The organism is Pantoea sp. PA1, assembly GCF_056856975.1.
On the sequence record NZ_JBXGEE010000003.1, the window covers coordinates 13,577 to 37,499 of the forward strand.

Annotated in this window: 26 protein-coding genes; 13 read left to right on the plus strand and 13 right to left on the minus strand. The window is 57.5% G+C overall.

Going from position 1 to position 23,923, the window contains the following annotated elements:
- Positions 1-253: 253 nt before the first annotated feature.
- Positions 254-1,753 (plus strand): alpha/beta hydrolase, encoded by a 1,500-nt coding sequence (locus AC1V0D_RS13520; RefSeq protein WP_482907571.1) that lies wholly within the window; start codon positions 254-256, stop codon positions 1,751-1,753.
- A 40-nt stretch (positions 1,754-1,793) separates the two neighbouring features.
- Here the strand turns inward: AC1V0D_RS13520 and AC1V0D_RS13525 are convergent, their stop codons facing one another.
- The 4 genes from AC1V0D_RS13525 to AC1V0D_RS13540 form a co-directional block, all read right to left on the minus strand.
- Positions 1,794-2,648 carry an aldo/keto reductase family oxidoreductase gene (locus tag AC1V0D_RS13525; RefSeq protein WP_482907572.1) on the minus strand — a complete coding sequence of 285 codons (855 nt, stop codon included), beginning with the start codon at positions 2,646-2,648 and terminating at the stop codon, positions 1,794-1,796.
- 60 nt (positions 2,649-2,708) lie between these two features.
- Complete coding sequence (locus AC1V0D_RS13530; RefSeq protein ID WP_482907727.1) at positions 2,709-7,238, minus strand: ATP-dependent helicase; 4,530 nt, start codon at positions 7,236-7,238, stop codon at positions 2,709-2,711.
- A gap of 110 nt (positions 7,239-7,348) precedes the next feature.
- Positions 7,349-8,542 carry an MFS transporter gene (locus AC1V0D_RS13535; protein WP_476640336.1) on the minus strand — a complete coding sequence of 398 codons (1,194 nt, stop codon included), beginning with the start codon at positions 8,540-8,542 and terminating at the stop codon, positions 7,349-7,351.
- Positions 8,543-9,017: 475 nt separating this feature from the next.
- A complete protein-coding gene (locus AC1V0D_RS13540; protein ID WP_482907573.1) occupies positions 9,018-9,635 on the minus strand; it encodes a pyridoxamine 5'-phosphate oxidase family protein in 618 nt (205 codons plus the stop codon).
- Between the two features lie 273 nt (positions 9,636-9,908).
- Here AC1V0D_RS13540 and AC1V0D_RS13545 point away from each other — a divergent pair, with 273 nt between their 5' ends.
- Both AC1V0D_RS13545 and AC1V0D_RS13550 read left to right on the plus strand, forming a co-directional pair.
- On the plus strand, positions 9,909-10,472 hold the full coding sequence (locus AC1V0D_RS13545; RefSeq protein WP_046102828.1) for a GNAT family N-acetyltransferase: 564 nt from the start codon (positions 9,909-9,911) through the stop codon (positions 10,470-10,472).
- A 98-nt stretch (positions 10,473-10,570) separates the two neighbouring features.
- Positions 10,571-11,116 carry a TetR/AcrR family transcriptional regulator gene (locus AC1V0D_RS13550; protein ID WP_009092756.1) on the plus strand — a complete coding sequence of 182 codons (546 nt, stop codon included), beginning with the start codon at positions 10,571-10,573 and terminating at the stop codon, positions 11,114-11,116.
- Positions 11,117-11,123: 7 nt separating this feature from the next.
- Here the strand turns inward: AC1V0D_RS13550 and AC1V0D_RS13555 are convergent, their stop codons facing one another.
- On the minus strand, positions 11,124-12,005 hold the full coding sequence (locus tag AC1V0D_RS13555) for a LysR substrate-binding domain-containing protein (RefSeq protein WP_482907574.1): 882 nt from the start codon (positions 12,003-12,005) through the stop codon (positions 11,124-11,126).
- Between the two features lie 96 nt (positions 12,006-12,101).
- Here AC1V0D_RS13555 and AC1V0D_RS13560 point away from each other — a divergent pair, with 96 nt between their 5' ends.
- From AC1V0D_RS13560 to AC1V0D_RS13570, 3 genes are read left to right on the plus strand one after another with little or no spacing between them, the layout of a single operon-like run.
- The gene (locus AC1V0D_RS13560; protein WP_482907575.1) at positions 12,102-12,407 is read left to right on the plus strand and encodes a carboxymuconolactone decarboxylase family protein; all 306 of its coding nucleotides are present in this window, start codon (positions 12,102-12,104) and stop codon (positions 12,405-12,407) included.
- Positions 12,407-12,799 (plus strand): tautomerase family protein, encoded by a 393-nt coding sequence (locus AC1V0D_RS13565; RefSeq protein WP_150029240.1) that lies wholly within the window; start codon positions 12,407-12,409, stop codon positions 12,797-12,799. The genes AC1V0D_RS13560 and AC1V0D_RS13565 overlap by 1 nt, the downstream gene beginning before the upstream one ends.
- Positions 12,796-13,323 (plus strand): DUF4865 family protein, encoded by a 528-nt coding sequence (locus AC1V0D_RS13570; protein ID WP_482907576.1) that lies wholly within the window; start codon positions 12,796-12,798, stop codon positions 13,321-13,323. The genes AC1V0D_RS13565 and AC1V0D_RS13570 overlap by 4 nt, the downstream gene beginning before the upstream one ends.
- A gap of 21 nt (positions 13,324-13,344) precedes the next feature.
- Here AC1V0D_RS13570 and AC1V0D_RS13575 read toward each other — a convergent pair whose 3' ends face one another.
- Together AC1V0D_RS13575 and AC1V0D_RS13580 are read right to left on the minus strand one after the other, a co-directional pair.
- Positions 13,345-13,722 (minus strand): RidA family protein, encoded by a 378-nt coding sequence (locus tag AC1V0D_RS13575; RefSeq protein ID WP_046102823.1) that lies wholly within the window; start codon positions 13,720-13,722, stop codon positions 13,345-13,347.
- A 49-nt stretch (positions 13,723-13,771) separates the two neighbouring features.
- Positions 13,772-14,092 (minus strand): hypothetical protein, encoded by a 321-nt coding sequence (locus AC1V0D_RS13580; RefSeq protein WP_476640343.1) that lies wholly within the window; start codon positions 14,090-14,092, stop codon positions 13,772-13,774.
- A gap of 184 nt (positions 14,093-14,276) precedes the next feature.
- Here AC1V0D_RS13580 and AC1V0D_RS13585 point away from each other — a divergent pair, with 184 nt between their 5' ends.
- The 3 genes from AC1V0D_RS13585 to AC1V0D_RS13595 all read left to right on the plus strand — a co-directional run bounded on the left by AC1V0D_RS13585 (position 14,277) and on the right by AC1V0D_RS13595 (position 16,245).
- Entirely contained in the window at positions 14,277-14,969 is a 693-nt protein-coding gene (locus AC1V0D_RS13585) for an aspartate/glutamate racemase family protein (protein ID WP_009092763.1), read from the plus strand.
- 18 nt (positions 14,970-14,987) lie between these two features.
- A complete protein-coding gene (locus AC1V0D_RS13590) occupies positions 14,988-15,317 on the plus strand; it encodes a DHCW motif cupin fold protein (protein ID WP_058957266.1) in 330 nt (109 codons plus the stop codon).
- A 187-nt stretch (positions 15,318-15,504) separates the two neighbouring features.
- Positions 15,505-16,245 (plus strand): YoaK family protein, encoded by a 741-nt coding sequence (locus AC1V0D_RS13595; protein WP_009092765.1) that lies wholly within the window; start codon positions 15,505-15,507, stop codon positions 16,243-16,245.
- A gap of 47 nt (positions 16,246-16,292) precedes the next feature.
- Here the strand turns inward: AC1V0D_RS13595 and AC1V0D_RS13600 are convergent, their stop codons facing one another.
- Positions 16,293-17,018 (minus strand): SDR family oxidoreductase, encoded by a 726-nt coding sequence (locus tag AC1V0D_RS13600; protein WP_046102819.1) that lies wholly within the window; start codon positions 17,016-17,018, stop codon positions 16,293-16,295.
- A gap of 99 nt (positions 17,019-17,117) precedes the next feature.
- Between AC1V0D_RS13600 and AC1V0D_RS13605 the strand changes: the two genes are divergently transcribed.
- On the plus strand, positions 17,118-18,029 hold the full coding sequence (locus AC1V0D_RS13605; RefSeq protein ID WP_482907577.1) for a LysR family transcriptional regulator: 912 nt from the start codon (positions 17,118-17,120) through the stop codon (positions 18,027-18,029).
- A gap of 23 nt (positions 18,030-18,052) precedes the next feature.
- On the opposite strand, the gene AC1V0D_RS13610 is transcribed toward AC1V0D_RS13605, so the two are convergent.
- Complete coding sequence (locus AC1V0D_RS13610; RefSeq protein WP_482907578.1) at positions 18,053-19,069, minus strand: substrate-binding domain-containing protein; 1,017 nt, start codon at positions 19,067-19,069, stop codon at positions 18,053-18,055.
- A 367-nt stretch (positions 19,070-19,436) separates the two neighbouring features.
- Here AC1V0D_RS13610 and AC1V0D_RS13615 point away from each other — a divergent pair, with 367 nt between their 5' ends.
- The gene (locus AC1V0D_RS13615) at positions 19,437-19,631 is read left to right on the plus strand and encodes a hypothetical protein (RefSeq protein WP_009092769.1); all 195 of its coding nucleotides are present in this window, start codon (positions 19,437-19,439) and stop codon (positions 19,629-19,631) included.
- A gap of 431 nt (positions 19,632-20,062) precedes the next feature.
- Here the strand turns inward: AC1V0D_RS13615 and AC1V0D_RS13620 are convergent, their stop codons facing one another.
- The 4 genes from AC1V0D_RS13620 to AC1V0D_RS13635 all read right to left on the minus strand — a co-directional run bounded on the left by AC1V0D_RS13620 (position 20,063) and on the right by AC1V0D_RS13635 (position 21,737).
- The gene (locus tag AC1V0D_RS13620) at positions 20,063-20,317 is read right to left on the minus strand and encodes a biofilm/acid-resistance regulator YmgB/AriR (RefSeq protein WP_009092770.1); all 255 of its coding nucleotides are present in this window, start codon (positions 20,315-20,317) and stop codon (positions 20,063-20,065) included.
- 162 nt (positions 20,318-20,479) lie between these two features.
- Positions 20,480-20,776, minus strand: a complete 297-nt coding sequence (locus AC1V0D_RS13625) for a hypothetical protein (RefSeq protein ID WP_009092771.1) — start codon at positions 20,774-20,776, stop codon at positions 20,480-20,482.
- Between the two features lie 176 nt (positions 20,777-20,952).
- The gene (gene ycgZ / locus AC1V0D_RS13630) at positions 20,953-21,198 is read right to left on the minus strand and encodes a regulatory protein YcgZ (protein ID WP_009092772.1); all 246 of its coding nucleotides are present in this window, start codon (positions 21,196-21,198) and stop codon (positions 20,953-20,955) included.
- A gap of 245 nt (positions 21,199-21,443) precedes the next feature.
- Positions 21,444-21,737: a hypothetical protein gene (locus AC1V0D_RS13635; RefSeq protein WP_009092773.1), complete on the minus strand. Its 294-nt coding sequence runs from the start codon at positions 21,735-21,737 to the stop codon at positions 21,444-21,446.
- Between the two features lie 457 nt (positions 21,738-22,194).
- Here AC1V0D_RS13635 and AC1V0D_RS13640 point away from each other — a divergent pair, with 457 nt between their 5' ends.
- Both AC1V0D_RS13640 and AC1V0D_RS13645 read left to right on the plus strand, forming a co-directional pair.
- A complete protein-coding gene (locus tag AC1V0D_RS13640) occupies positions 22,195-23,109 on the plus strand; it encodes a metal ABC transporter substrate-binding protein (RefSeq protein WP_482907579.1) in 915 nt (304 codons plus the stop codon).
- Entirely contained in the window at positions 23,106-23,921 is an 816-nt protein-coding gene (locus AC1V0D_RS13645; protein WP_482907580.1) for a manganese/iron ABC transporter ATP-binding protein, read from the plus strand. Before AC1V0D_RS13640 ends, AC1V0D_RS13645 begins: the two co-directional genes overlap by 4 nt.
- The last annotated feature ends 2 nt before the right edge of the window (positions 23,922-23,923 follow it).

The window sequence follows — 23,923 nt, forward strand, 5'->3', positions numbered from 1 at the left end:
GTCAGATGAAGCATGACCGCAGACAAAGATTGCCAGAGGCGCTGCGCTATACTCCCTTGTCATCTGCTCTGCACACCAATCGTAAGGGGTTCACCGCGCGGAGGGCTCAGAAAACGCTGCTGTTCTGATGCGCTTTTATTCAGAGAGTCTCAGGCGCTGAACGGGCCGTTCACTCACACTCCCGGCCATACAGTAACGGCAATGTGCCGTTCGCAGGGTTCGCTGTACATTCTGATTTTTCTGGAAAGGAACTATGACCCGGAAGCTGAAAACCATTTCCCGCAGGCTATGGCTTGTCATCCTGGTGGCTGGGGGGCTGATACTTCTGTTACTGATTTTTCGTATCTATGAAGCAGAACGCGGACCTGAGCTACAGCGCTGGCATACCTGGGTTCCGCATGAGCTGACCGTTGAAGCGCTCGATAAGGCGAGCTATGCCGACTATCTCAGGGCAGAGAACCGGCTGTTCGATGAGATGAAGCAGCAGGTCACTGACCAGCTCAGCGATGATGAGAAAACCCCACTCAACCGCTACTCTGCCGACAGCATGATCTATCCGGGCCATTTTGCTCAGGACTGGAACCGCTCCTATATTCTGCACCCGACCGGCAAACCCCGTGGTAGCGTTGTCCTGTTGCATGGGCTGACCGACAGTCCCTATAGCCTGCGGCACGTTGCAGAAGTGTATCGTCAGCAGGGCTATGTGGCGGTCGCAATAAGGTTACCGGGTCACGGTACGGTGCCCGCAGGGCTGACCGATGTTGACTGGCAGGACTGGATGGCTGCGACACGTCTGGCGGTGAGAGAGGCGACACGGCTGGCAGGCTCGCAGACACCTCTGCATCTGGTGGGATTCTCGAACGGCGGGGCGCTGGCTGTAAAATATGCCCTCGACAGCCAGAATGATCCCACGCTGCGTCAGCCGCAGCAGCTGATTCTGTTATCGCCGATGATCGGTGTGACCCGTTTTGCCCGCTTCGCGGGCATGGCCGGTCTGCCCTCTGTGTTGCCGGCCTTTTCGAAAACGGCCTGGCTGAACATCGTGCCGGAGTTTAACCCGTTTAAATATAACTCCTTCCCGATACACGCAGCCCGCCAGACCTGGCTGCTGACGCAGGCGCTGCAGAAGGAGATTCAGCAGCATGCCCGTGACCAGCGACTATCAGATTTCCCGCCGGTGCTGACCTTTCAGTCCGTGATGGACTCGACGGTGAGTACGCCTTCGGTCATCCGATCGCTCTATCACTACCTGCCGGAAAATGGCAGTCAGCTGGTGCTGTTTGATATCAATCAGGCGGTCAGCGTCAGTCCGTTATTCCGCCGCTCGTCCTACACCGCGGTCAGTCAGCTGTTGCCAGAAGCGCGTCGGGATTACGCCACGACTCTCATCACCAACGCATCACCTACCTCGCTCAAAATGGTGACCCGAAGCGTGCCTGCGGGAGAGACGCAGGAGGAGAGGGCGCCGCTGGCGATCGACTATCCTGCCGGCCTCTACTCTCTGTCACATGTCGCTATTCCGTTTCCGGCGGAGGATGGGCTTTATGGCAGTGCGCCTGAAAGGAAAAATGAATTCGGTATCAGTTTTGGCACGCTGTCGCTGCGCGGTGAGAGTGCCGTGCTGATCGTGGGGCTGGACTCGATTATGCGTGCGACCTCTAACCCGTTCTATCCCTACATGATCGCGCGCATCATACATCACATTGACTGCAGTGACAGGCCCCCACTGGCAGCCTGCCTCAGTGACTTCTGAATGCAGGATCACAACCGGCCTGCAGCGTGCAGGCCGGGATTTATAGTGTGTTCAGTTTTGCCATCACCTCGTCTGACAGCACCAGGCTGCGGCTGGCGAGGTTCTCCTGCAGATGCGCGGGGGAGGAGGTGCCCGGTATCAGCAGAATATTGGGCGAACGTCGCAGTAGCCAGGCCAGGGCGACCTGCATAGGGGTGGCGTTCAGGGACGCAGCCACCTCATTAAGTTGCTCCGACTGCAGGGGAGAAAATCCGCCCAGCGGGAAGAAAGGCACCCAGGCGATGCCCTGCTGAGCAAGCTGATCCACCAGCTCATCATCCTGCCGATGCGCGAGGTTATACATGTTCTGTACGCAGACAATCGGCGTCATCGCCCTGGCCTCTGCGATCTGGGTAGCCGTGACATTACTCAGACCGATGTGGCGAATCAGCCCGCGCGCCTGTAACGCCAGCAGTGCCTCCAGTTGAGGGGCCAGAGAGCCCTCTTTGGGTTTAGCCGGATGCAGCATACTGCGCAGATTCACCACCTCAAGAACGTCCAGGCCCAGGTGGCGGAGATTATCTTCTACGGCCTGGGTCAGCGCCTCCGGCTCCATCGCCACCTGCCAGCCGCCTCTGGCATCACGACGTGCCCCCACTTTGGTGACAATACAGAGATCCTCCGGGTAGGGATGGAGCGCCTTCCTGATTAATTTGTTGGTTTCGTGCGGACCGTAAAAATCGCTGGTGTCGATGTGGTTGACGCCAGCTTCAATGGCGTCACGTAAAACCTGTATCGCGCGCGCTTCATCTTTAACCGGGCCAAACACGCCAGGCCCGGCCAGTTGCATAGCGCCATAGCCAAGACGGTTAACTTCGCGATTGCCTAACTTGAAAGTCATGGTGGTATCTGACATGAAAACCTCCTGCGTGGATGTCGATTAAGTGTAATGGTGATTCAGCGATCCGGCAGGTGTTCAGCTATACCAGCTGAGACCCTGCGGCACCCGCGAAAAGCCGGCGTGGCGTAAAGCGTTAAGCAGGGGAGACTGGGTTACCGGTTTGCCATCTGCCCGCTCCAGGGTAAACATGGCGGAGTTTTCCCGTTGCAGCGCCGCACCCAGCGCCGCCACCGCCGCCTGTTGCCGTGCGGGATCGTTGGTAAAGGTCAGTAACTCTTTACCGCCGGGGGTCAGGTAGAGCAGCAGTGCGCCACCGGCAATCACCACGCGTCCGCCCGGACGACGGGTGGGGCGTGTACCGCTGCCATGAACCGGCCAGCTCAGCATCGCGCCAAACGGATTAGCCGGATCGGGTGCCGCCAGTGCGACGGCTTCAGCCTCAGCGACCGGGTTCTCTGCCAGTTTGCGCAGTCGTTCAATCGTCTGCTGATCGGCAAACTGTGCACCGCCCGCACCGTCGACAAAACGTCCGCGTAACAGCCGGCCGGCATCTTCCATACTGCGCAACACCGGCTGCAGAGCCGGAAACCCTCCCGGGACCTGTTCAGCGACCGCGCTGCCGCGGGTGATCACGCCATAGCGGTCAAGCAGGTTCTCCGCCAGCGACAGGGCCAGTCGGGCAGGCGCAACCGGCTGACGCGGGAGCCGCGACCAGCGTCCGGCCAGAGTGTTGACCGCCGGTCTGCGTGCCGTCAGCGCGCCAGGTGTAAAGCGCTGTCCAAAACGCGTGCGCAGGGTACGAGCCGGACGCGCACGGGATGCACCGGGTGTCGTGAGCAGGCCCCGCACCGCAATCCAGCTGTCTGCGGTGACATAACCCTGCCACACCAGTTGCCACAGCGCTTCACAGAGGCTGTCAGACGGCAACTCTGCCTCCCCCTGCTGCGCCATGATCTCATGAACAAACCAGGCGCCACCCCGGCTGAGTGCGTCAATAACCTGCTGCTGCAGCGGCGTGACAGGCTGGGTGGTGTCAATGACCGGCAGCGTCTCCGCGGCACATTCCGTCAGGTGCAGCGAGATCAGCCCATCGTTGTGGCCCAGCGCCTTATGACCACACCAGATCACCTCGCCACGGCTGAGCAGTTCATCAAGCATGGCGGGTTGATAGTCGGCCACTCTGGCGCGCAGGATCTGTGACTCCCAGAGCGAGGCGGGTAACGGCACGCCGGCGAGCTGCTCAATGACCCGCAACACACCCTCGGCACCCTGCTGCTCCTGACGCCGTTCATTCAGCACGCCGTGGCGCTCCAGCAACAGAGTGACCCAGACAGCGGGCGGAACAGGGCGCGTGGCTTCACGTGCTGATTGCAGTGAACGCAGTCGCAGTCGCGAGAAGATATCGGCGGCAACCCACGCCGGTTCCGATTCGCCTGCTGCCGATCCCATATTCAGCAGACTGCCCTGCTGAAGCAGGGTCAGCAGTACCTCATTCACCACGGCGACACCCAAACCATAGCGGGCTGCCAGTGACCGGGTGGTGAACAGCGTATGGGTGCGTGCATACTGGCCGATCAGATCATGCAGCGGGGCGGCGGGTGGTAACAGAAACGTCGCAGGCAGGTCATCAGGTAACGCTACCGCCAGCACATCGCGCAGCCGGGCAGCATCTTCAATGACAGCCCAGCGATCTTCACCCGCGATGATGACCGGAATAATACGCCGCGCAGCCGCAAACTGCGTTAACGCCCCGGTGACCTGCTGTGCATCCCCGCTGAAGCGTGCCCGTATCTCCGTTACGGAGAGCGGACCGAGATCGCGCAGCAGATCGATGATGCCTTCGGCGTGCTGTGCCTGATAGCGGGGATCACGGCGCTGTAACGCCTGTTCAACCCCGACGATGACAGCGGGTTCCAGCAGGTCACGCTTGCGGGTCTGGCCAAGCAGTTCACCCAGCAGGTTGCTGTCGAGTGACAGCAGAGAGGCACGACGTTCCGCCTGAGGGGCATCGCTGGCATAGATAAATTCAGCGACATAACCGAACAGCAGCGGAGCGGCGAAAGGGGAGGGCTGTCCGGTGGTGACTTCGCTGAACTGCACCTCGCCCTGCGCAATCTGCTCCATTAAATGGTGCAGCGCAGGCAGGTCATATACATCCTGCAGACATTCGCGTGCGGTCTCGATCAGGATTGGAAAGTCATCATGCGCGCTGGCAACCGCCAGCAACTGACCGGCGCGCAGCCGCTGCTGCCAGAGCGGGGAGCGCTTGCCCGGATTGCGCCTGGGCAGCAGCAGCGCGCGCGAGGCACACTCACGAAAGCGGGCGGCGAACAGCGCAGAGTGACCCACACTCTCGGTAACGATCTGCGTGAGCCTGTCACTCCCGAAGACAAAGAGTTCCGCGCCCGGTGGCTCCTCCTCGCTGGCGGGGAAGCGGGCGACGATGCCATCATCGCTGGCCGCCACAGAGGCATCCAGGCCCATCCGGTGCTCAATACGTGCAGCAATGGCCAGTGCCCAGGGAGCGTTGACCCGCTTTCCCCACGGCGAATGGAGAATGACCCGCCAGTCACCCAGTTCGTCACGGCAGCGTTCAATCAGCAGCGTCCGGTCGTCCGGGATGACGCCGGTTGCGGTGCGTTGATCCGCCAGCAGGGCCAGCAGATTGGTCACTGCATGGGGATTCAGGCCCAGCGACAGCAGCTGTTTCTCCGCCTCAGCCGGGGAGACGTTATTCAGCTGGCGCAGAAACAGCCCGAGGCTGGCTCCGGCATCGGCCGACCGGCCAACCCCTTCTCCCCGCCAGAAGGGCAAACGAGCCTGACGGCCCGGAGCAGGCACCACCACCACCTGGTCGTGCGTGATCTGCTGAATCCGCCAGGAGGAGGCGCCCAGAGTGATGATGTCATTGACGCGCGATTCATACACCATCTCTTCATCCAGCTCCCCGACGCGACGTGAGCCAGCCTGTTCTTCGCCTTCCGGCAGCATCACGCTGAACATGCCGCGATCGGGAATAGTGCCGCCACTGGTCACGGCCAGATGCTGAGCGCCGGGACGCGCGCTCAGCAGACCGCTCTCACGATCCCAGATCAGCTGTGGCCGTAGCTGCGCGAAACCCTCCGAGGGATATTTCCCGGCCAGCATATCCAGCGTGGCGTCAAACAGGCGGCGCGACAGCCCGCGAAACGGGTCGGCCCGGCAGACGAGGCTGTACCATGCCTCGGCCTGAAGGGAGTCCATGGCAACGGCTGCCAGCGTCTGCTGCGCCAGAATATCTAGCGGATTAAGGGGCGGGCTAAGCGCATCGAGCTGACCGGCACGCATCGACTGTAAGGTGACAGCGGCATCCAGCAGATCGTGTCGCGTCCGGGGAAACAGGATGCCGGTTGACATGCCGCCAACCTGATGTCCGGCTCGCCCCACGCGCTGCAGAGCGCTGGCGACCGAGAGCGGAGCGCCTACCTGAATCACCAGATCCACCGGCCCCATATCGATGCCAAGTTCAAGGCTGGAGGTGGCGACCACGCAGCGCAGGCTGCCCTGCTTGAGTGCCGATTCGATCCCGGCGCGCTGCTCTTTGGACACGGAACCGTGATGCGAGCGGGCGATAGGATCAGCACGGCTGTCGCTGCTTGCGGTATCCGGATCTTCCGCCGCCTGCCTTTCAAAAAAACGCGCATTGAGACGGGCAGTGAGTTTTTCAGCCAGCCCTCGCGAATTAACAAACACCAGCGTGGCGCGGTGGGCCATCACCTGCTGCAGAATGCGTGCTTCGATATGCGGCCAGATTGATCCGCTGGCTGACAATGCTTCGCCGCTGAGGTCGCTGTCACTGGCGATGTCTGTCATATCCGGCACCGGCACTTCGATAGTCAGGTGCAGGGTGCGATCGGAGGAGGGGTTAACCACCTGGACGGGCTGGCTGCCTCCCAGGAATGCAGCGATACGCTCAACCGGTCGCACCGTGGCGGAGAGCCCCACGCGCTGAGCGGGCCGCGGCAGCAGTGCATCCAGCCGCTCCAGACTCAGGGCGAGCTGAGAGCCGCGTTTTGAACCCGCTACAGCATGCACTTCATCAACAATAACCGTGGTGACACCCTGCAGCGTCGTGCGCGCTTTTGAGGTCAGCATCAGAAACAGCGATTCCGGGGTGGTGATCAGAATATCGGGTGGGCGGCGCAGCAGCCGGGCGCGCTCTGCAGTCGACGTATCGCCGGAACGCATTCCGACAGTCAGGGTGATCGCGGGCTCATCCAGCGCCTGCCGCTCAGCACAGACGCCGGCAAGCGGAAGCGTCAGGTTGCGCTGCACATCCGCCGCCAGCGCTTTGACCGGCGAAATGTAGAGCACTCGGGTCGTGGTTTCACGTGAGGGTGCGGGCTGATCTGCCCGGATCTGAAACAGCGCATCGATGGCGGTCAGAAAGGCGGCCAGCGTTTTTCCTGAGCCGGTAGGGGCAATCACCAGCGCATGCGCTGCGCTGGCGATGGCCTGCCATGCCGCCTGCTGTACCTGGGTCGGGGCCTTAAAGGCGGCAGAAAACCAGCGCCGGGTAGCAGGGGAAAAGCGGTCCAGGACCGGAACGGATTGGGATTTCGGCATCATTCTCACGGTATCGCACAGCAACTGCACCAGACATTAATGCGTTGAGTGTAAGTGAAAATCGCCGATTGTGGATGACGCGGCTGCTAACCGGCCGCGTCATCCAGGGATCAGGAACCGGCTGCGCCCGCCAGCGCACGGCCTCTTACTGCCAGCAGCGACACCATCGCCAGCACCAGGATGGTCATCCCGTAGCACCAGGCCGTCCGGGTCAGTCCGAGATGCGGCGCGACAATACCGGCGGCAATCGCGGGCAGGGCAAACGCGAGATAACTTTTGATCAGAAAGGCGGAGAAGAGGCCCGCGCGTTCATGACTTTCCGCTAACTGCATGATGATCTTCAGCACGTTAGCGAAAATAGATCCAAACCCCTGGCCCGCAAGGGCGGTGCCGATATAAAGCCAGGCCACACTATGCAGCGAAAGGCCGGTCAGCGTCACGCTCACGCCGGTCATCAGCATCAGCGTCCCGATGACCAGTGCGCGGGCGGGCGGTAGCGGACGAAAAAGAAAGACCGCTGCCGTTGCGCTCAGCATCAGCGTCGCAACAACCGAGCCGCCGATGAAGGGCGAGGTGAGCCCGGTGGCGTTTGCCACCATCGTGGGCATCAGAGAGAGGTAGAAACCGCCGAGCATCCAGGTGGCGATATTCACCGGTGCCACTTTTAACAACGGGCCGAGCGCACGGCGCGGTATGCTGACCTGAGGGCGCAGAGCGGCCAGCACGCCAGGCTGAGGCGAAATGGTTTCAGGGATAAGCGGCAGCAGTGTCATGGCAATCAGCATCAGTAACAACAGGAGTGCGTACAGCGTTACGGTAGGATAGGGGGCCAGACTCACCAGAATGCCGCCCGCGAGGGTGCCCAGCGTCATCCCCAGAAACGCGGTAAACGAGTTGAGCAGCGGCCCGCGTGTTTTACTGGCATCCAGCAGGCTGGCACCGAATGTCGGTAACGCAATTCCCGTGGCAAACCCCTGCACCAGGCGGGCTGCAATCAGGGTTGCCGCCGACCCGGCGGTCATAAAGATCACCAGGGCAATGGCGTTGAGCGCCAGCGCCAGCAACATCAGCGGACGTCGCCCGGTATAGTCGGACACTTTCCCTACCGTCAGCAGCGCCGCCAGCAGTGCGAAAGCATAGGCACCAAAAATCAGCGTCAGCATCGTCGGCGTCAGGTGAAAAAGTGTCCGGTAAAGGGGATAGAGCGGTGTGGGCGCACTGCTGGTGGCGGAGATCAGCGCGGCGCTGGTAAAGCTGAAGATCGTGGTGCGGGTTGCGGCCTGAGGCGTCAGAGCATGGGTCATGATAAGTCCCTTAATGCAAAATATTAGCTTTAAAAGAGGTATACGCCTGCTCAGGGCTTAATGCAATATTTTTGCTTTAACGAATCCTGCTGTCTGAATGACGCGCCTCTCCGGCGCGTTAATCATCTGACGCTGAGACGGCCAGAGGCGGGGGTAATGTTATTAAATCAATCTAAGTGAGTATCCCGGAAACCGGGCTTGAGGAGGCCTGAACATGAAAATAGCGGAGATCGATCATATCCATTTGTACGTTGAAGATATTGCACAGGCCGAACAGCATCCCGTTCAGCATCAGTGACCATGAGGTGTCGATGTCGGTCTATTTCAACGACCCCAGCGAAAATAAGATTGAAGTCACCTCTTACGACTACAGCCAGGCAAAGAGCATTCTGGCGCGCTTCGCCTGACGCGATCTCTTCCTGCTCTCAGCAATGAGCCTGCTGATCCCTGAAACGCGATCGGCAGGCACGAAGGATCAATAGAGCGAATTCTTCAGGCGCTCTGGCAGCGCTTTGTCATAAGCGTCACCATCAATTTCCGCAATCTGCCGGAGAATGGAGCCGGTGCTGGGCAGGCTCTGCCGCGGGATCTGCGTTGTCACATCCCAGAGTCCGGCGCGGAGAATCGCCCGGCTGCACTGAAAGAAAACAGTGTCGACGGCGATACGCAGCACCGTTTTTGGCAGCTGGTTGTTGACGGCAAAACGTTCCAGCAGCACCGGATCGGTGCTGATTGCGGCAGTGCCGTTTACCCGCAACGTCTCGCCAATACCGGGGATCAGAAACAGCAGCGCCACCCGATTGTCATGCAGAATGTTGCGCAGACTGTCGATGCGGTTGTTGCCGCGCCGGTCTGGCAGCAGAAGTGTTCTGTCATCCTCGATGTCGATAAAGCCGGCCGGATCGCCGCGCGGTGACACATCCAGCCCGTCAGGTCCCGATGTGGCCAGGGCAACAAACGGCGAAGCGTCGATAAAGGGACGATAGGCGGGGTGGATATGATCCGTCACCTTAGCGATCGACGGCCGGGCTACCGTGCCGTAAAGACGTTCAAGTTCAGTAAGTTCAGTGATGACGCTGCTCTGTTCCGTCATGTGGCTCCATCCTCCTCATCAGTCATAATGTCCATGATGCCATGGCGACACGCCACCGTCCGGGCGCGTCAGATGAAACAGAAAGTTAGCACTAATAACCGCAGCGTCAGAACAGCTATGTAGTCATTTGTGATACCGGCCCGTCTGTAAAGCGCTGAAGGCACTCCGCTGCTCTCTCCTGAGAGGAGGCTGACCTGCGCGGTGTTGGTTACCAAAGACATTGCTGATATAAAAGTAAGCCGCGGCGTATTCCGTCCCCACAAGGAGCAGAAAATGTATTGGGAATCAGAGCGGTTGCTCTACAGATTTACCCGCCAGGAAGATATTGACGACCTCTTCAGAATCTACAGCGACCCTGAAACACACAGATTTAATCCGCGCGGCCCCTGGCCCGACAGATCGTATGCTCTGCAGTCCATGGAGCGCATCCTGCAGGGGTACCGGGAACAGGGGTTTGGCGACTGGACGATATTTGAAAAAGCGAACCCGGAAAAAATTATCGGCTTTGGTGGCGTCTTCAGAAGCCAGTTCGATGGCCGTCAGACCAATAATCTCGGCTATCGTTTTGAGCCAGCCGCCTGGGGAAAAGGTTATGCCACCGAACTCTCCCGCCGGGCCATACGCTATGGCTTTGAAGAAGCTGAACTGAGCGTCATTACGGGTGTGGTGCGCGAAAATCATCTCGCTTCGCGACGGGTGCTGGAGAAGGCCGGATTAACCTTCCTGAAAAAGGTCAACGATCTGGAGGGCTTCTCGCCGAGCCTGATGTTTACCCTGACCCGCAGCGACTGGCTCAGGGCAGGCAACGCGCCTTCCTCTCCCGGTAGCACGCTTTAACGCCTGTAAAATTTCAGATGCGGTACACTGCGATAATCCGTTAATGCAATTTCGTTGCTTTAATTTTACATCTGAAGCTGATGAGCCAGGAGGAAAAGATGGCGAGGGAGATGGTCCGACAGGGCGGGCGCAGTGCGCGTATTCAGGCGGAAGTGCACAACACCGTGAACCGGCTGCTTGAGACACTTGACCGCTCCGCGATTACGGTGCCGATGATAGCCGAACAGGCAGGCGTGACGCCCTCCACGATTTACCGGCGCTGGGGCGATCTGACGCAGCTGCTGGCCGACGTGGCAGTGGCGCGGATGCGGCCCATTGCTGAACCGGAAGATACCGGGTCGATGACCGGCGATCTTACCCTGTTTATCCAGCAGTATGCGGAAGAGATGTCGTCAAAAGTCGGCCGCGACATGCTGGCCGACGTGATGAACAGTCATGCGGAGGAGGCCAGCCAGAAATGTTGCGGGTTTACCTATCAGCATCTCGAAACCCTGCACAACCGTGCTGTCGCGCGGGGCGAAGCGGGCTTTGACATCGATCGCGTCATGGATGTGGTGGTGGCGCCCGTCATGTACCATATTCTGTTCGGCGATCGTGACGTCTCTGCGGAGTACTGTGCTTCCCTGATTACGCGGGCATTCTGACGGCGGGTCAGCGTTGAACAAACGGCAGAGCAGCTTCAGCGATCAGCTGCTGCAACAGCGTGCGCGCCTGATCTTCGCCCCGATCTGCGCGGGCGAGCGCGATGCCCAGCGTGCCAGGCGGGGGCAGCCGCTGTGATTCTGTCACCAGCCTGTCGGGCATACCGGCGCGGGTGCGGAGCGTCACGCCAAGACCGGCCTGCAATGCTGCCCAGATCCCGCTAAGACTGTGACTGGTAAATACCACCCGCCACGGAATAGCGGCTGCGTCCAGCGCGTCGATGGCACGCGAACGCATCACACACGGCGCATCAAACACCACTAGCGGCAAAGGCTCGCCGCGCTGTAACATGCCCGCCAGGTCAACGTCCGGATGGTAAATCCAGGCTAACGGACACTGACCGATCAGCGGCGTGCCAGCCTGCGGTTCCGCCTGCCAGAGCAGGGCAAGATCCAGTTCATGACGCGCCAGCGCCGAAAGCAGTGGCAGATTTCTGTCGACGCGGGCGGTCAGCATCACCTCCGGGTGCTGCCGGTTAAAGGCGCCCAGAATCGCAGGCATCAGCGCCTCGCCAAAATCCTCCTGCATACCGATGCGTATTTCACCCTGCAATGCTTCGCCTCGCACGGCCCGCAAGGTTTCATCATTCAGTGACAGCAGGCGTCTGGCGTAGCTCATCAGCTGTTCACCGCTGCGGGTCAGCTGCAGGTGTCGCCCTTTTTTCATCACCAGTGCTGTTCCGCATTGCTGCTCCAGTTTTTTAAGCTGTGCGCTGATGGCGGACGTCGATCGGCACAGGTGCTGCGCCGCGGAGGCAAAACTGCCTGCGTCAATGCCCGCAACGAAACTGCGCAGCGCATCCATATCGAGACACTCGGGCACTTTTTTCATGACTGTCCTGTTAATGTGGATGGTAAGTGCGGATTAATTTGATTTTCAGGATGATATCCTCAGGCGACACTCTCGCTGACAACACAGGAGAGCGCAATGAAAAATTCACTGGATCGGGAAACCCTGGCGCAGCGCGCGCCCAAACTGGCTGAACTGACGCAGCAGGTGCTGTTTGGGGATATCTGGCAGCGCGGCGTGCTGTCTCCGCGAGAGCGCAGCCTGCTGACGCTGGCCACGCTGACGGCGCTGGGACGTGTGCAGCAGTTGCCCTGGCACATCGATTTCGCCCGGCAAAACGGGCTGTCGCAGGAGGAACTGATTGAGAGCTTCACCCATCTGGCCTTTTATGCCGGCTGGCCCGCCGCGGTTACCGCCCTGAGCTATCTGGAGGAGAAGGCCTGATGCCATTTACCCGGATTACCTTAGGTGAGAGTTACAGTGACACCGCGCTGAAGCAACTCTCCATCCTCCTTCAGCAGGCGCTGGTTGCAGAATTTGATGTGCCTGAACGTGACTGCTTTCAGGTGACAGAAAGGCTGCCGGCCAGTCAGCGGGTCTTTGACCGGCACTACCTGAGCGGCGGACGGAGTGACAGGTTTGTACTGTTTCAGGTGTTGGCGGGCAGGCCACGCACCCGGCATCAGAAGCAGAGCTTTTATCGCGCGCTCTGCACGGCGCTTCAGGCGGAGATGGCCATCGACCCTGACGATGTGATGATCATTCTTCAGTTCAACAGCACCGAGGAGTGGAGCTTTAGCGGTGGCCGGATGCTGGCAGAGGAGGAGGCGCGATGATTGCGATGCACTACCGGTTTACCCTGCCAGCGGATTATGACATGGCGATCATCAAAGAGCGCATCAGACAGAATGGCGCCCGGCTGGATGGATTTCCGGGGCTGGTGGCAAAGGCGTTTCTTTACAGCAGTCAGAGTGAAGGCACGCTGCATGAAAACCGCTATGCACCGCTCTATTTCTGGCAGGAGGCCAGTGCGATGCAGCGCTTCCTGCAAAGTCCCGGTTTTGCCACTCTGATCAGTGACTTTGGCTGGCCGATCATCGAAAGCTGGCTGGCGTTTGAGGGGCACTCTGTGGTCAGGCATCTGACCGAAGCGCGGTTTATGACGCTGAAGCGCTGGACGATCGCTCCCCACTCCGACCTGGCGGCACTGCCGGTCAGGGGAGACTTCAATGCCTGGGACATCAGCCGCTGGCAGGGCGTGGAGATCTCAGCCAGCGTTCAGCCTCCAGCAGACGGGCAGGAGAGCTATCACATTGGCTATCTCGCACGCGGGGCTGCCGCGGCAGAGATGTTGCTTTAGCGAGAGAGAGTGGGGCAGTCTCTACAGCGCGAAAATGGCCTCGATCTCAACCCGCAGGTCAGGCGAGAAAAGGCCGCTGACCTGCACCAGCGAGCTGGCGGGGAGATGCTCACCATAATGGCGATAGAGCACTTCCCGCAAGGCGGTGATCTCTGCGAAAGAGGTGATAAACAGGGTGACCTTGATTAGCGCGGCAAGCGACGTCTGCTCAGCGGCGGCTATCACCTTAAGCTGAGCGAAAATGGCGTCCGCCTGTTCATCAATCGTTCCATTCTGAGCCGCTGTACCGAATGCCGTCAGTCCTGACACGTAAAGTGTGGACGCATGCTTCACAGCATGCACATAGGGCGCTTTCACTTCGCCCAGCTGCGGATAATTTTTCCGTTCTGGCTGTGTCATCATCAATCCCTCGTTATCTGAATGATCTGATAATAACGTCCGCTATGGCTCAGCGCTTTAATAATTCCTGACAGGCCGCGCTATCTTCTGCGGCGCGCTGTTTTGCCTCGGGCGTCAGCTGCTGCCAGCGACCGATCACGCGGCTGCCCAGCGAGGGTTTATAACTGTTTTTCTGCAGCGCATAGTCAGAATTACTGCCCTCGATTACCTTTTGCATCTGCGGCGCCAGCTGCTGTTCATCTTGATGACTGATGGCGCAGAACACGGCGATGTAATAGGCCGTCTCTTCATCACTCTCATGCGGCATCAGCCACCAGGCCGCGGCGGCCAGAATCAGCAGGAGGGGAAGAATGAATTTGAGTTTTGTCATGTCAGTCACGCGTTGGGTGAAAATCAGTCTGCCGGATAGGGCAGGACGCAGGCCGCGTATCCTGCCACAGAGTCTGCGCACGGGTCACGCTGTTCAGCTGAATTTATGCCTGCCTGCTGATTATGATTGCTGAACCCCGCCGATCTGGCATGCTGAGTTTTCATCCCTGAATCTGGAGAGCATCGTGAAAGTCATCGGTCTGTTAGGCGGCATGTCGTGGGAATCTACCGCGCTCTATTACCGCATACTCAATCAGCAGGTTAAAGAACGGCTGGGCGGCCTGCACTCGGCGGAGCTGGTGCTCTACAGCGTCGATTTTCAGCGCATTGAGCAGCTGCAGGCGGCGGGAGAATGGCAGCAGGCGGGTGAGATACTGGCCGACGCGGCGCGCAATCTGGAACGGGCCGGTGCGCAATTCATCGTACTCTGTACCAACACCATGCATAAAGTGGCCGCGCAAATCAGTGCGGCAACAACTATACCGCTGCTCCATATCGCCGACGCCACGGGACGCCGTATCCGGCAGGCGGGGTTGCGTAAGGTCGGTTTACTGGCGACACGATTCACCATGGAGCAGGCGTTCTATCGCGGGCGGCTTCAGGAACAATTCGATCTGACGGTGATCACGCCCGATGAAGAGGATCGTCACTTTGTCCATGAGGTCATTTACCACGAGCTCTGTCTGGGCGAGATCAATCCCGCTTCGCGTCGCCGTTACAGAGAGATCATGGCGCGGCTGGTCGGGCAGGGGGCGGAGGCCATTATTCTGGGCTGTACCGAAATCACTCTGCTGGTGGATGCCACCGATGCCAGCGTCCCGCTGTTCGATACTACGCTCATCCACGCCGAAGAGGCGGTCATTCAGGCACTGGCCTGACGTCAGCGAGGCAAACAGATGAAAATTGAAAATCTGCCCTTTGGTCTGACGCAGTGGGATCAGATTGAAGAGACGGTCCATCCCGGCGAGCAGGGGCATGCGACCTGGCGAACCGTGAAGTTCAACGATATCCGGGTGCGGATGGTGGACTATTCACCGGGCTATGTCGCCGATCACTGGTGCACCAAAGGCCATATTCTGCTCTGCCTGTCGGGTGAGCTGCACACCGAACTGGCCGATGGCCGCCGTTTCGTTCTGACGCCGGGTGTCAGTTATCAGGTGGCAGATGACGCTGAACCGCACCGTTCCTTTACGTCAGCTGGCGCGCAGCTGTTTATCGTAGACTGAGATTGCGCTCCGGTGTTTCATCGCGTCGTTGACACTTATAAAAGTAAACTGAATCTGCTTTATAAAAATCAGCAAAATTAATGGCTTATTTCATCAGAGTTATCTGGTTCTGACAGGAATTATTCGTATCAGGCTGTATGCTTTAGGTTTTATGGATTTATTGCAATCACCTGATGTGGGGTAGCCTGTGCTGATAAAAAAGAAGAAAGTGCGTTCGCATACCGAAGATCGACTGCTGGCGCTGGTGCTTGCCACCACCGCCGGTATCCTTAATGCCATGGCGCTGGGGGCGTTTGGGTTTTTCCCCTCGCACATGAGCGGCAACACCTCGCAGATCTCTGCCGAAGTTACCACCAGCGATCTCCACACCATGCTGTTTCTGATGGCACTGATTATTGCCTTCGTTTTTGGCTGTACCGTTGCGCGGCTGGCAGTGGTGGTGGGGCATAAATACCGGTTACGCACTATTTTCTGTCTGATCATTCTGGCGGAGGGGCTGGCACTGACGGCGGCCTCGATCTTCGAGCTGATGTACTATCGGCCCAGTTATAACGGAGAGATCCTGATCGTGCTGGGCTTCCTGATGGGGATTCACAACGCCACCTCGACGCAGCTCTCCAACGGACGTGTCAGATCAACCCACATCACCGGGACGCTGACCGATGCGGGTATTGCGCTGGGTTCATGGATTTTTGCTCACACTTCGCACGCTGTACATCTTGAGACGGACGACCGTCGCTTTTTCCAGAAGGTGCTGCATACCCATCTGACCACGGTCTTCTCCTTCTTAAGCGGCTGTATCGCCGGACTGCTGCTCTTCAAGGCCTATGGATTTAATGCCATGGTTGGCCTGGGGGTTTTCCTGATGCTGGTGGCGCTGACGGCGATCGCCGTCACCGTACAGCGTACCCGCAGAGTACTCTACTGACAGAAAAAAGCGCCGGCCCGGTGTCCATCGTGCATCGGGCCGGTTGCTTACTGCCGGGTTCGGGTTGGCCGCACCACAATTTCGTTCACATCCACCTCTTCCGGCTGCTCAATCGCATAACGCACGGCGCGACCAATGGCGTCCGGCTGCAGTGCGATGGCGCGATACTGCTGCATCGCCTCCGCCGCTACCGGATCGGTGATTGTTGATGCCAGCTCACTTTCGACCACGCCGGGGTGAACACAGGTGACGCGCAGCTCGCTGTTCTCCTGCCGCAACCCATCGGAAATCGCCCGCACTGCAAACTTCGTGGCACAGTAGACTGCCGCGGTGGGCGACACCGCCAGCGCGCCGATGGATGCGATGTTAATGATGTGACCACACTGGCGGGCCAGCATGGACGGCAGTACCGCCGCAATGCCATACAGCACGCCTTTGATATTGACGTCGATCATCTGATCCCACTCTTCCACCCGCAGCGACGCCATCGGTGACAGCGGCATAATGCCGGCGTTGTTGATCATGACATCCACCCGGCCCCATTTCTCCAGCGCATAGTCAACGAACTGCGTGACGTCATCGCGGCGTGTCACATCCAGTGCTTTGATTGCCACCTCAGAACCATTAAAGCGCAGCTCTTCCGCCAGGGCAGCCAGACGACTTTCACGACGTGCACCCAGCAGCAGAATGGCATCGCTCTTCGCCAGTTCGCGTGCAATGCCTGCACCGATACCGCTTGATGCACCGGTAATTAAAATCACTTTCTGCGTCATCTTTTTTCTCCACTCAGGTTGTGAGTGGCAATCTTACGACGGGTCTATTATAAAGATAATCCACCAATCACTTTACAGACTGGTAACTGAAACTAACCAATGAACAGTGATAAAAATGCGCTCGAAATTTTTGTTATCGTGGCACAGACGCGCAACTTCCGGCTGGCGGCAGAACAGCTGGGCGTGACGCGTCCGGCCATCAGTCAGAGTCTGCGGCGGCTGGAGGACCGGCTCAATATCACGCTGATGCAGCGCACGACGCGGTCGGTTCAGCTGACGGAAGCGGGACAGCGACTCTATGCCGAGGTGGCACCGGCCATCAGCGCGCTGAATCGCGCCGTTAACGACATTGCTGAACTGGCGGCAGAGCCACGAGGACAGCTGAGGCTGGCGATCTCCTCCATCGCGGAACGCATGCTGGGGGGCGAGCTACTGGCGAGCTTCATCACCGCCTATCCACACGTTGAGCTGGACATCACCGTGACCGATGAAGAGTTTGATATTGTCGGGCAGGGTTATGATGCGGGGGTGCGACTGGGGGAGGTGATTGCTCAGGATATGATTGCGGTGCCGGTCTCGGTTGCTCAGCGTCAGGTCGCCGTGGCGTCACCACACTATCTGGCGCGTGCAGGCACGCCGCAACATCCGCAGGAGCTGGTGCATCATCGCTGCATCGGCTGGCGCAGGGAACCGGGCCTGGCTCCATACCGCTGGGAGTTTGCTGAGCAGGGGCGCGAGTTTGATGTTGCCGTCAATCCGCAACTGACGACCAATGATATGGGCGTGATGATCCGCACCGCCTGCGCTGGCGGCGGCATCAGTTTTGGGATGGAGGAAACTTTCCGGCCCTACATCGATCGGGGCGAGCTGGTGACGTTACTCGACGAATGGCTGCCCACGTTTGCCGGTTTCTATCTCTACTTTCCCAGCCGCAAAAATCTGGCTCCCAAGCTGCGGGCGCTGATTGACCACGTCAGGCTGTCACCCCAGCCGGCCCCGGTTCAGCGCTGATTTTTTATCCGGGAGGAGGCTTTTCAGGCCGTCATGTTGTAACGGGTGATGATGTTGATTCTGGAGTAGGGCGCGGGTGGCTCAGATGCCGGCAGGAATCCATGAAACGCCAGCAGGGTTCTGAAGGCGTGCAGCGCATCGAGCTGTAAATTATGCTCGATCAGGGCATCGATTTTACCCTGATGCAGTAGCGCACAGTTCTCGCGATCAAGATCGTGCCCGATGAAGGCGTTAAGCGTGCGCTTCTCTCCGGCAAAAGCGCGCAGAATGCCGGGATTCCCGCCGCCCACGGTATAGACCGCATCTGCATCCGGATGCTGCTGCAAAAAGCGCGTCACCGACTGATGCATCCGGTCATCAATCCCATATCCGCCAGCGACCACGCTCACCTGATGCTGAGGAGCAAACTGCGCTATTGCACGCTGAAAACCGTCGATTCGCTCCCTTTCGCCGATGAAGTCATGGCTGCCGGTCACTGCCAGGATGTGCGAACGGGTCACCCGCAGCCATTTTGACATCAGAAAGGCCGCCACCTTTCCGGCATCAAAATTATCCATACCGATGTAGCGCATGCGCGCGCTGCCGGGCAGATCGCTCATCATGGTGACCACCGGCACACGCTGTTTCAGCAGGGCTTCAAGGGTAGGGTAGAGCGCTTCAGCGCAGGCTGCTTTAAGAATGACCCCGTGACTGTGAAGCGCATTCTTATTCAGCAGCGCGTTAATCCCCTCTGTTGTGAGATTTGCCCCGAGGTGAAAACGCAGCTGAAGTTTAAACGCGGCAAAGCTGGCGATCTGGCTGCTGAGAGCCTCACGGATTAGAGGCTGGAACCGGTCAGGAGTATGCATGATGACGTCAAAATAGATCGTCCGCCCTCTGGCCAGTCCCGCTTTGTGCATCAGTTCCAGGTCGGCTATTGCCTGCTGAATGCGATGTTCTGTGCGGACATGCACGTTGCCGCGCTGATGCAGCGCGCGATCGATGGTTGCCAGACTCAGTCCCGACTGGGCAGCGATCTGTTTCAGGGTGAATTTTGCCATGTGCCCGCCCGTTAGCCGGAGAATAAAGTCTGTTTTATCATACTGCATGATATTACCCGAATGGGTTATGTTGAAGTATGAGAGGTGGTGCAGGCTGGCAGGGAAATGAATAAGCCAGAAACGTGTAAATAAGCTGTTCAGCCGGGGCTTTATCGCCTGAATATAAGCAAAGCGCTAACCCTTGTGCCGCCTTTGCTATTCAAAACGCCGTTGTTATCTTAGCCGGAAATAATGCCCGAGAGGCTTCTGATGTTGGCTAAATAATAGACATTCTGCCGCTTCGCTTATATTTCCGCTGTAACGGCTTTTTTGTTTTTTAGTTCTCGCTAATGATAGACTGTACATTCATACACCGTTGGGAGGTCGTGTGAAGTACGACAACGATAGCGAGATCCGTGCACTGGTTGGCGCGGTAGTCAGTGATTTAATCAAGGCGGGAGAGCCGGTTAATTTTCACGACATCACGGACGCGCTGTTTCGCCTGAGCGAAGAGACGCGTGACAGCCGGCTGAAAGCACTGTGTCTGGAAGCAATAAGCTTCTTTACCCGCAAAATGCATTAAGGCTGATGGCACCAGTCAGGGGTGCCATCTCCAGCCTCATTTCTATTCTGACCCCGCCACCTTTACCTGGCCTGAAAATATCCGGCAAAGTATTCAGCGATTAATCTGAAAGGGCAGTCTGACCATTCTCACCTGTTATTAGATATCTGATTATCACGCTGCGGTAACTTTTGCCGCAGAGAGGCTCTATTTCAGGCTACCTGTTCTCTGCATCATCATATTTGCAGCGCTCATAATCATTCATTTTGCCTTACCGGCTTCACAGGATAGGCGAAAGCGATACGATAATTAATATCAATTGTATTTTCATAAAGTCATCCGCTCTGACATGCCGTCAAAGGGAGTAATAATGAAAAGCCAGAAATAATCAATAATCAGCGATGGGGGAGAATGAGATACCCTGCGCTACCAATGCAGCGCAGGGCCGCCTGTCAGATGCCCGCATCGTCAGGTGTGCGGCCTACCACAATTTCCAGTGTCTTACGCAACACATCACCCCTGACTACGTCAGAAGTGCATTCCAGCTCTGCAATCAGATAGAGGATGATGGCTTTATTGGTTACGCGTCCCTGGTCAGCCACAATGTCGCGAATGATTGCGCCCAGCAGTTCAGTTTCCTGAGCAAGCAGATCGCCTTCACTACGGAAATACTCAATGATGGATGAATCTGTTGAAGAGTGTTGCATGGTTATTCTTTCTCTAAAGAAAAGGAGTCAGACGCAATGGTTGAAGTCAAAAACGAGTGTAGACGCTGTTTTCGTTTTGCCCAGCCGGACTAAAATTTTTTTAATGTGGCTGCCGCTTCGCTTAAAGTCAGCCGCGCACATCAAATACGCAACATTTTTCAATCAGTGTTTTTTGGAGCCGTCAGGCGGCCCGTCACTGTTCATACGATGTGCAGTATTTTCACGTTCGGTAACGTCACCCTTCACACGTTTGCGTGCTGCAACCATACCGTTACGGACTTCAATGATGGCTTTGCGAATAATCGAAACCTTCGCGGCATCATCATTGGCAGCAGCGGCCATCACTTCAAGCTGTGCGATCAGGGCATTGCTGGATACCGGTTTGTCTGACTTAAGTAATGTCAGAACGGCTTCGCCGATCATGACATCTGTCAGTTTCTCGTCTTCACTTCTGTACATACTGGCTTCTCTGATTACGAATCAATGGCCATGCTGCGGGCCCGTATCCGTCAGGAGGTGCGATTGCGGGCACCTGATACGGGGAGGCAGTGCTGGGCTTCTTAACTAAACTGAATCTTCCTGAACGAGGGCTGAAAGCAGACGTCCTGAGTTACTCTGCGGGCCGTGGTAGGGCATTAATCTTCGCGGCGAAAAAGCATCGCGATCAATTCATGCAAATGATTCTCTTGTTCTGGTGTGGCGGCGAACTCGAGGCGACGCAGAAGCTTGCTACAGATCGCTTTGCGACTGAGACTTTGACCTGCGCGCAGAATTTCAACGACAACCGAACCCAGCGTCTCCTGTTGGGAAGGTGAGCTGGCCTGATTGAAGTAACGGGCAATATCGCTGATCGTTTCCGGGCTTTGACCGTTCTGACGCATGTTGATGTCCTCGAGTGATTAAAAATGCCACGCTCTGGATATGCAAATTATACACCTTTCCAAAACTTGTACAGGATTTTGAATTTTTAGCGTTATTTTTTTTGTGCAAAAAATGCTATCGCTTTTAAAACAGCATGTTACGAGGATGTCAGGCGAGGTAAAAATTGTACCAGAATTTTGTATCGATATCACCCCCGGACGCTCCGACCTGTACAAGCAGGTCGGCAGGGAGATAAGTACGATGCTCAGTGTTTAATGACGATGTCATCCGCCGGGGCGGGAATGGCTGACTCTTTACCGAACGATCGGGAAAGCCAGTTTGCCGGGGCATTGCCGCGCGAACCGATGGTTTTAAAGCCCATCAGCCACTGACGCGCACATTTCAGTTTTTCAAGGCGAATCTCATTAACTTCCGAGTTAGCCATGACCTGTAGCTCATTTATCAGCAGTTCAACGTTGACTTCCTGACCGGCAGTAAACAGGTTCATTGCAGCTTCGCCAATGATGACATTTGCTTTTTCATCGCTGGAAAAATACACAATATCCTCCTGGGTGATTGCGGTAAGTAACTTTAACTGTAGCAAAAAAATTAAGAAACTTAATCAATTCAGCCTATCGATAAGATAATATTAATTGTCCATTTCCTGAACGGGTAAAGCGTTCTGACGCTCGTGTCATGACGAGCGATATCCGGCTGAATCGCCTTTTCCAAATCAACTTATTTTTGCCGATTCGCTTAACCCGCTCTCCATTTAAAGCGAAACGGCATAAACAGCCTGTTTTCTGCCCGCGTCATTCTCACTGACTGACCCCGGGGTGCAGAAATAAAGCATTGTGTTTCATTATCTTAATCATAGTATTTACATAACTTCACATCTGACACCCGCCGCTGAAGAAACTTCACACAGGTGAGCTTTCGCACAGGTATAGCCTGTGCTATAAAAAATAGCTCAGGCTATTTGTGTTCTGTTTTTCACCACCTCCGGAGAGTGCCGTATGGCCCCATTTAAAAAAATCACCGCGATATTACTGAGTGCCCTGCTGACAACACTGATGGCCACCAGCAGTAATGCTGCAGAAAAATTTAAGGTCGTGACGACGTTCACTGTCATCGCGGATATGGCGAAGAACGTGGCGGGTGAGGCTGCGGAGGTGACCTCAATCACTAAACCGGGAGCTGAGATACATGAGTATCAGCCCACCCCGGGCGATATAAAACGCGCGCAGGGCGCACAGCTCATCATGGCGAACGGCCTCAATCTGGAGCGCTGGTTTGAGCGGTTTTATCAGCACCTGGAGGGGGTGCCGGAGGTGATTGTTTCTGCCGGCATCACGCCAATCGGGATCGGCGAGGGGCCTTATAACGGTAAACCGAATCCACACGCCTGGATGTCACCGGACAATGCGCTGATTTACGTCGATAACATTCGCGATGCGCTGGTGAAATATGATCCGGCGAACGCGGAAACCTATCGCCAGAATGCCGACGCCTATAAGCAGAAAATCAGTGCTGCGATCGCGCCTCTGCGCCAGCAGATAGCCGGGATCCCGGAGAACAAACGCTGGATGGTGACCAGCGAAGGGGCCTTTTCTTACCTGGCTCGCGATCTGGGGATGAAAGAGCTCTACCTGTGGCCGGTCAATTCTGACCAGCAGGGGACGCCGCAGCAGGTCAGAAAAGTGATCGATCAGGTCAGGAAGCAGGGCATCCCCGCAGTGTTCAGTGAGAGTACCGTCTCCGACAAGCCTGCCCGTCAGGTCGCCAGAGAATCCGGCGCACATTATGGTGGGGTGCTTTACGTTGACTCCCTGAGTCAGGCTAAAGGGCCGGTGCCAACCTATCTGGATCTGCTGAGCGTGACGACGGAGACGCTGGTGAAGGGCCTTAAAGCCGGGGAGTCCGCGCAATGAAAGAGACTATCGTGGTGTCCGATGTTACCGTCACCTGGCGCAACGGCCATACCGCGCTGCGGAATGCGAGCTTCAGCGTGCCGGGTGGATCGATTGCGGCGCTGGTGGGTGTGAATGGCTCGGGGAAATCCACCCTGTTTAAAGCGCTGATGGGATTTGTCCGGCTCGCCAGCGGCAGCATCTCGATTCTGGGCATGCCTACCCGCCAGGCGCTGCGTCAGAGTCTGGTGGCCTATGTGCCGCAGTCGGAAGAGGTGGACTGGTCTTTTCCGGTGCTGGTAGAGGATGTGGTGATGATGGGGCGTTACGGTCACATGGGCCTGCTGCGTCGCCCCAAAGCGCACGACCGGCAGAGTGTGACGGAGGCGCTGGCGCGGGTGGATATGCTCGAATACCGGCATCGCCAGATTGGTGAACTTTCCGGTGGCCAGAAGAAGCGGGTCTTTCTGGCGCGTGCCATAGCCCAGCAGGGCAGTGTGATCCTTCTGGACGAGCCTTTTACCGGCGTGGATGTTCAGACCGAGGCCAGAATCATCAGCCTGCTGGGCGAACTGCGCGATGAAGGCAAGACCATGCTGGTTTCCACGCATAATCTGGGGTCGGTGACCGCATTCTGCGACTACACCGTGATGGTAAAAGGCACCATTCTGGCCAGCGGCCCGACGGAGACGACGTTCACGGCTGCTAACCTCGAACGCGCATTCAGCGGCGTGCTGCGTCACGTTATGGTGAAAGGGCTGGATGATCAGATCATCACCGACGATGAGCGTCCCTTTATTGCGCCGCGCGGTGCACACCAGGAGGGGCGATGACC

Excerpts from the sequence above, each read along its gene's own strand:
- AC1V0D_RS13520 (WP_482907571.1), top strand. The coding sequence starts at position 254 with ATGACCCGGAAGCTGAAAACCATTTCCCGCAGGCTATGGCTTGTCATC.
- AC1V0D_RS13525 (WP_482907572.1), bottom strand. The coding sequence starts at position 2,648 with ATGTCAGATACCACCATGACTTTCAAGTTAGGCAATCGCGAAGTTAAC.
- AC1V0D_RS13530 (WP_482907727.1), bottom strand. The coding sequence starts at position 7,238 with ATGCCGAAATCCCAATCCGTTCCGGTCCTGGACCGCTTTTCCCCTGCT.
- AC1V0D_RS13535 (WP_476640336.1), bottom strand. The coding sequence starts at position 8,542 with ATGACCCATGCTCTGACGCCTCAGGCCGCAACCCGCACCACGATCTTC.
- AC1V0D_RS13540 (WP_482907573.1), bottom strand. The coding sequence starts at position 9,635 with ATGACGGAACAGAGCAGCGTCATCACTGAACTTACTGAACTTGAACGT.
- AC1V0D_RS13545 (WP_046102828.1), top strand. The coding sequence starts at position 9,909 with ATGTATTGGGAATCAGAGCGGTTGCTCTACAGATTTACCCGCCAGGAA.
- AC1V0D_RS13550 (WP_009092756.1), top strand. The coding sequence starts at position 10,571 with ATGGCGAGGGAGATGGTCCGACAGGGCGGGCGCAGTGCGCGTATTCAG.
- AC1V0D_RS13555 (WP_482907574.1), bottom strand. The coding sequence starts at position 12,005 with ATGAAAAAAGTGCCCGAGTGTCTCGATATGGATGCGCTGCGCAGTTTC.
- AC1V0D_RS13560 (WP_482907575.1), top strand. The coding sequence starts at position 12,102 with ATGAAAAATTCACTGGATCGGGAAACCCTGGCGCAGCGCGCGCCCAAA.
- AC1V0D_RS13565 (WP_150029240.1), top strand. The coding sequence starts at position 12,407 with ATGCCATTTACCCGGATTACCTTAGGTGAGAGTTACAGTGACACCGCG.
- AC1V0D_RS13570 (WP_482907576.1), top strand. The coding sequence starts at position 12,796 with ATGATTGCGATGCACTACCGGTTTACCCTGCCAGCGGATTATGACATG.
- AC1V0D_RS13575 (WP_046102823.1), bottom strand. The coding sequence starts at position 13,722 with ATGACACAGCCAGAACGGAAAAATTATCCGCAGCTGGGCGAAGTGAAA.
- AC1V0D_RS13580 (WP_476640343.1), bottom strand. The coding sequence starts at position 14,092 with ATGACAAAACTCAAATTCATTCTTCCCCTCCTGCTGATTCTGGCCGCC.
- AC1V0D_RS13590 (WP_058957266.1), top strand. The coding sequence starts at position 14,988 with ATGAAAATTGAAAATCTGCCCTTTGGTCTGACGCAGTGGGATCAGATT.
- AC1V0D_RS13600 (WP_046102819.1), bottom strand. The coding sequence starts at position 17,018 with ATGACGCAGAAAGTGATTTTAATTACCGGTGCATCAAGCGGTATCGGT.
- AC1V0D_RS13605 (WP_482907577.1), top strand. The coding sequence starts at position 17,118 with ATGAACAGTGATAAAAATGCGCTCGAAATTTTTGTTATCGTGGCACAG.
- AC1V0D_RS13610 (WP_482907578.1), bottom strand. The coding sequence starts at position 19,069 with ATGGCAAAATTCACCCTGAAACAGATCGCTGCCCAGTCGGGACTGAGT.
- AC1V0D_RS13620 (WP_009092770.1), bottom strand. The coding sequence starts at position 20,317 with ATGCAACACTCTTCAACAGATTCATCCATCATTGAGTATTTCCGTAGT.
- AC1V0D_RS13625 (WP_009092771.1), bottom strand. The coding sequence starts at position 20,776 with ATGTACAGAAGTGAAGACGAGAAACTGACAGATGTCATGATCGGCGAA.
- ycgZ (WP_009092772.1), bottom strand. The coding sequence starts at position 21,198 with ATGCGTCAGAACGGTCAAAGCCCGGAAACGATCAGCGATATTGCCCGT.
- AC1V0D_RS13640 (WP_482907579.1), top strand. The coding sequence starts at position 22,195 with ATGGCCCCATTTAAAAAAATCACCGCGATATTACTGAGTGCCCTGCTG.
- AC1V0D_RS13645 (WP_482907580.1), top strand. The coding sequence starts at position 23,106 with ATGAAAGAGACTATCGTGGTGTCCGATGTTACCGTCACCTGGCGCAAC.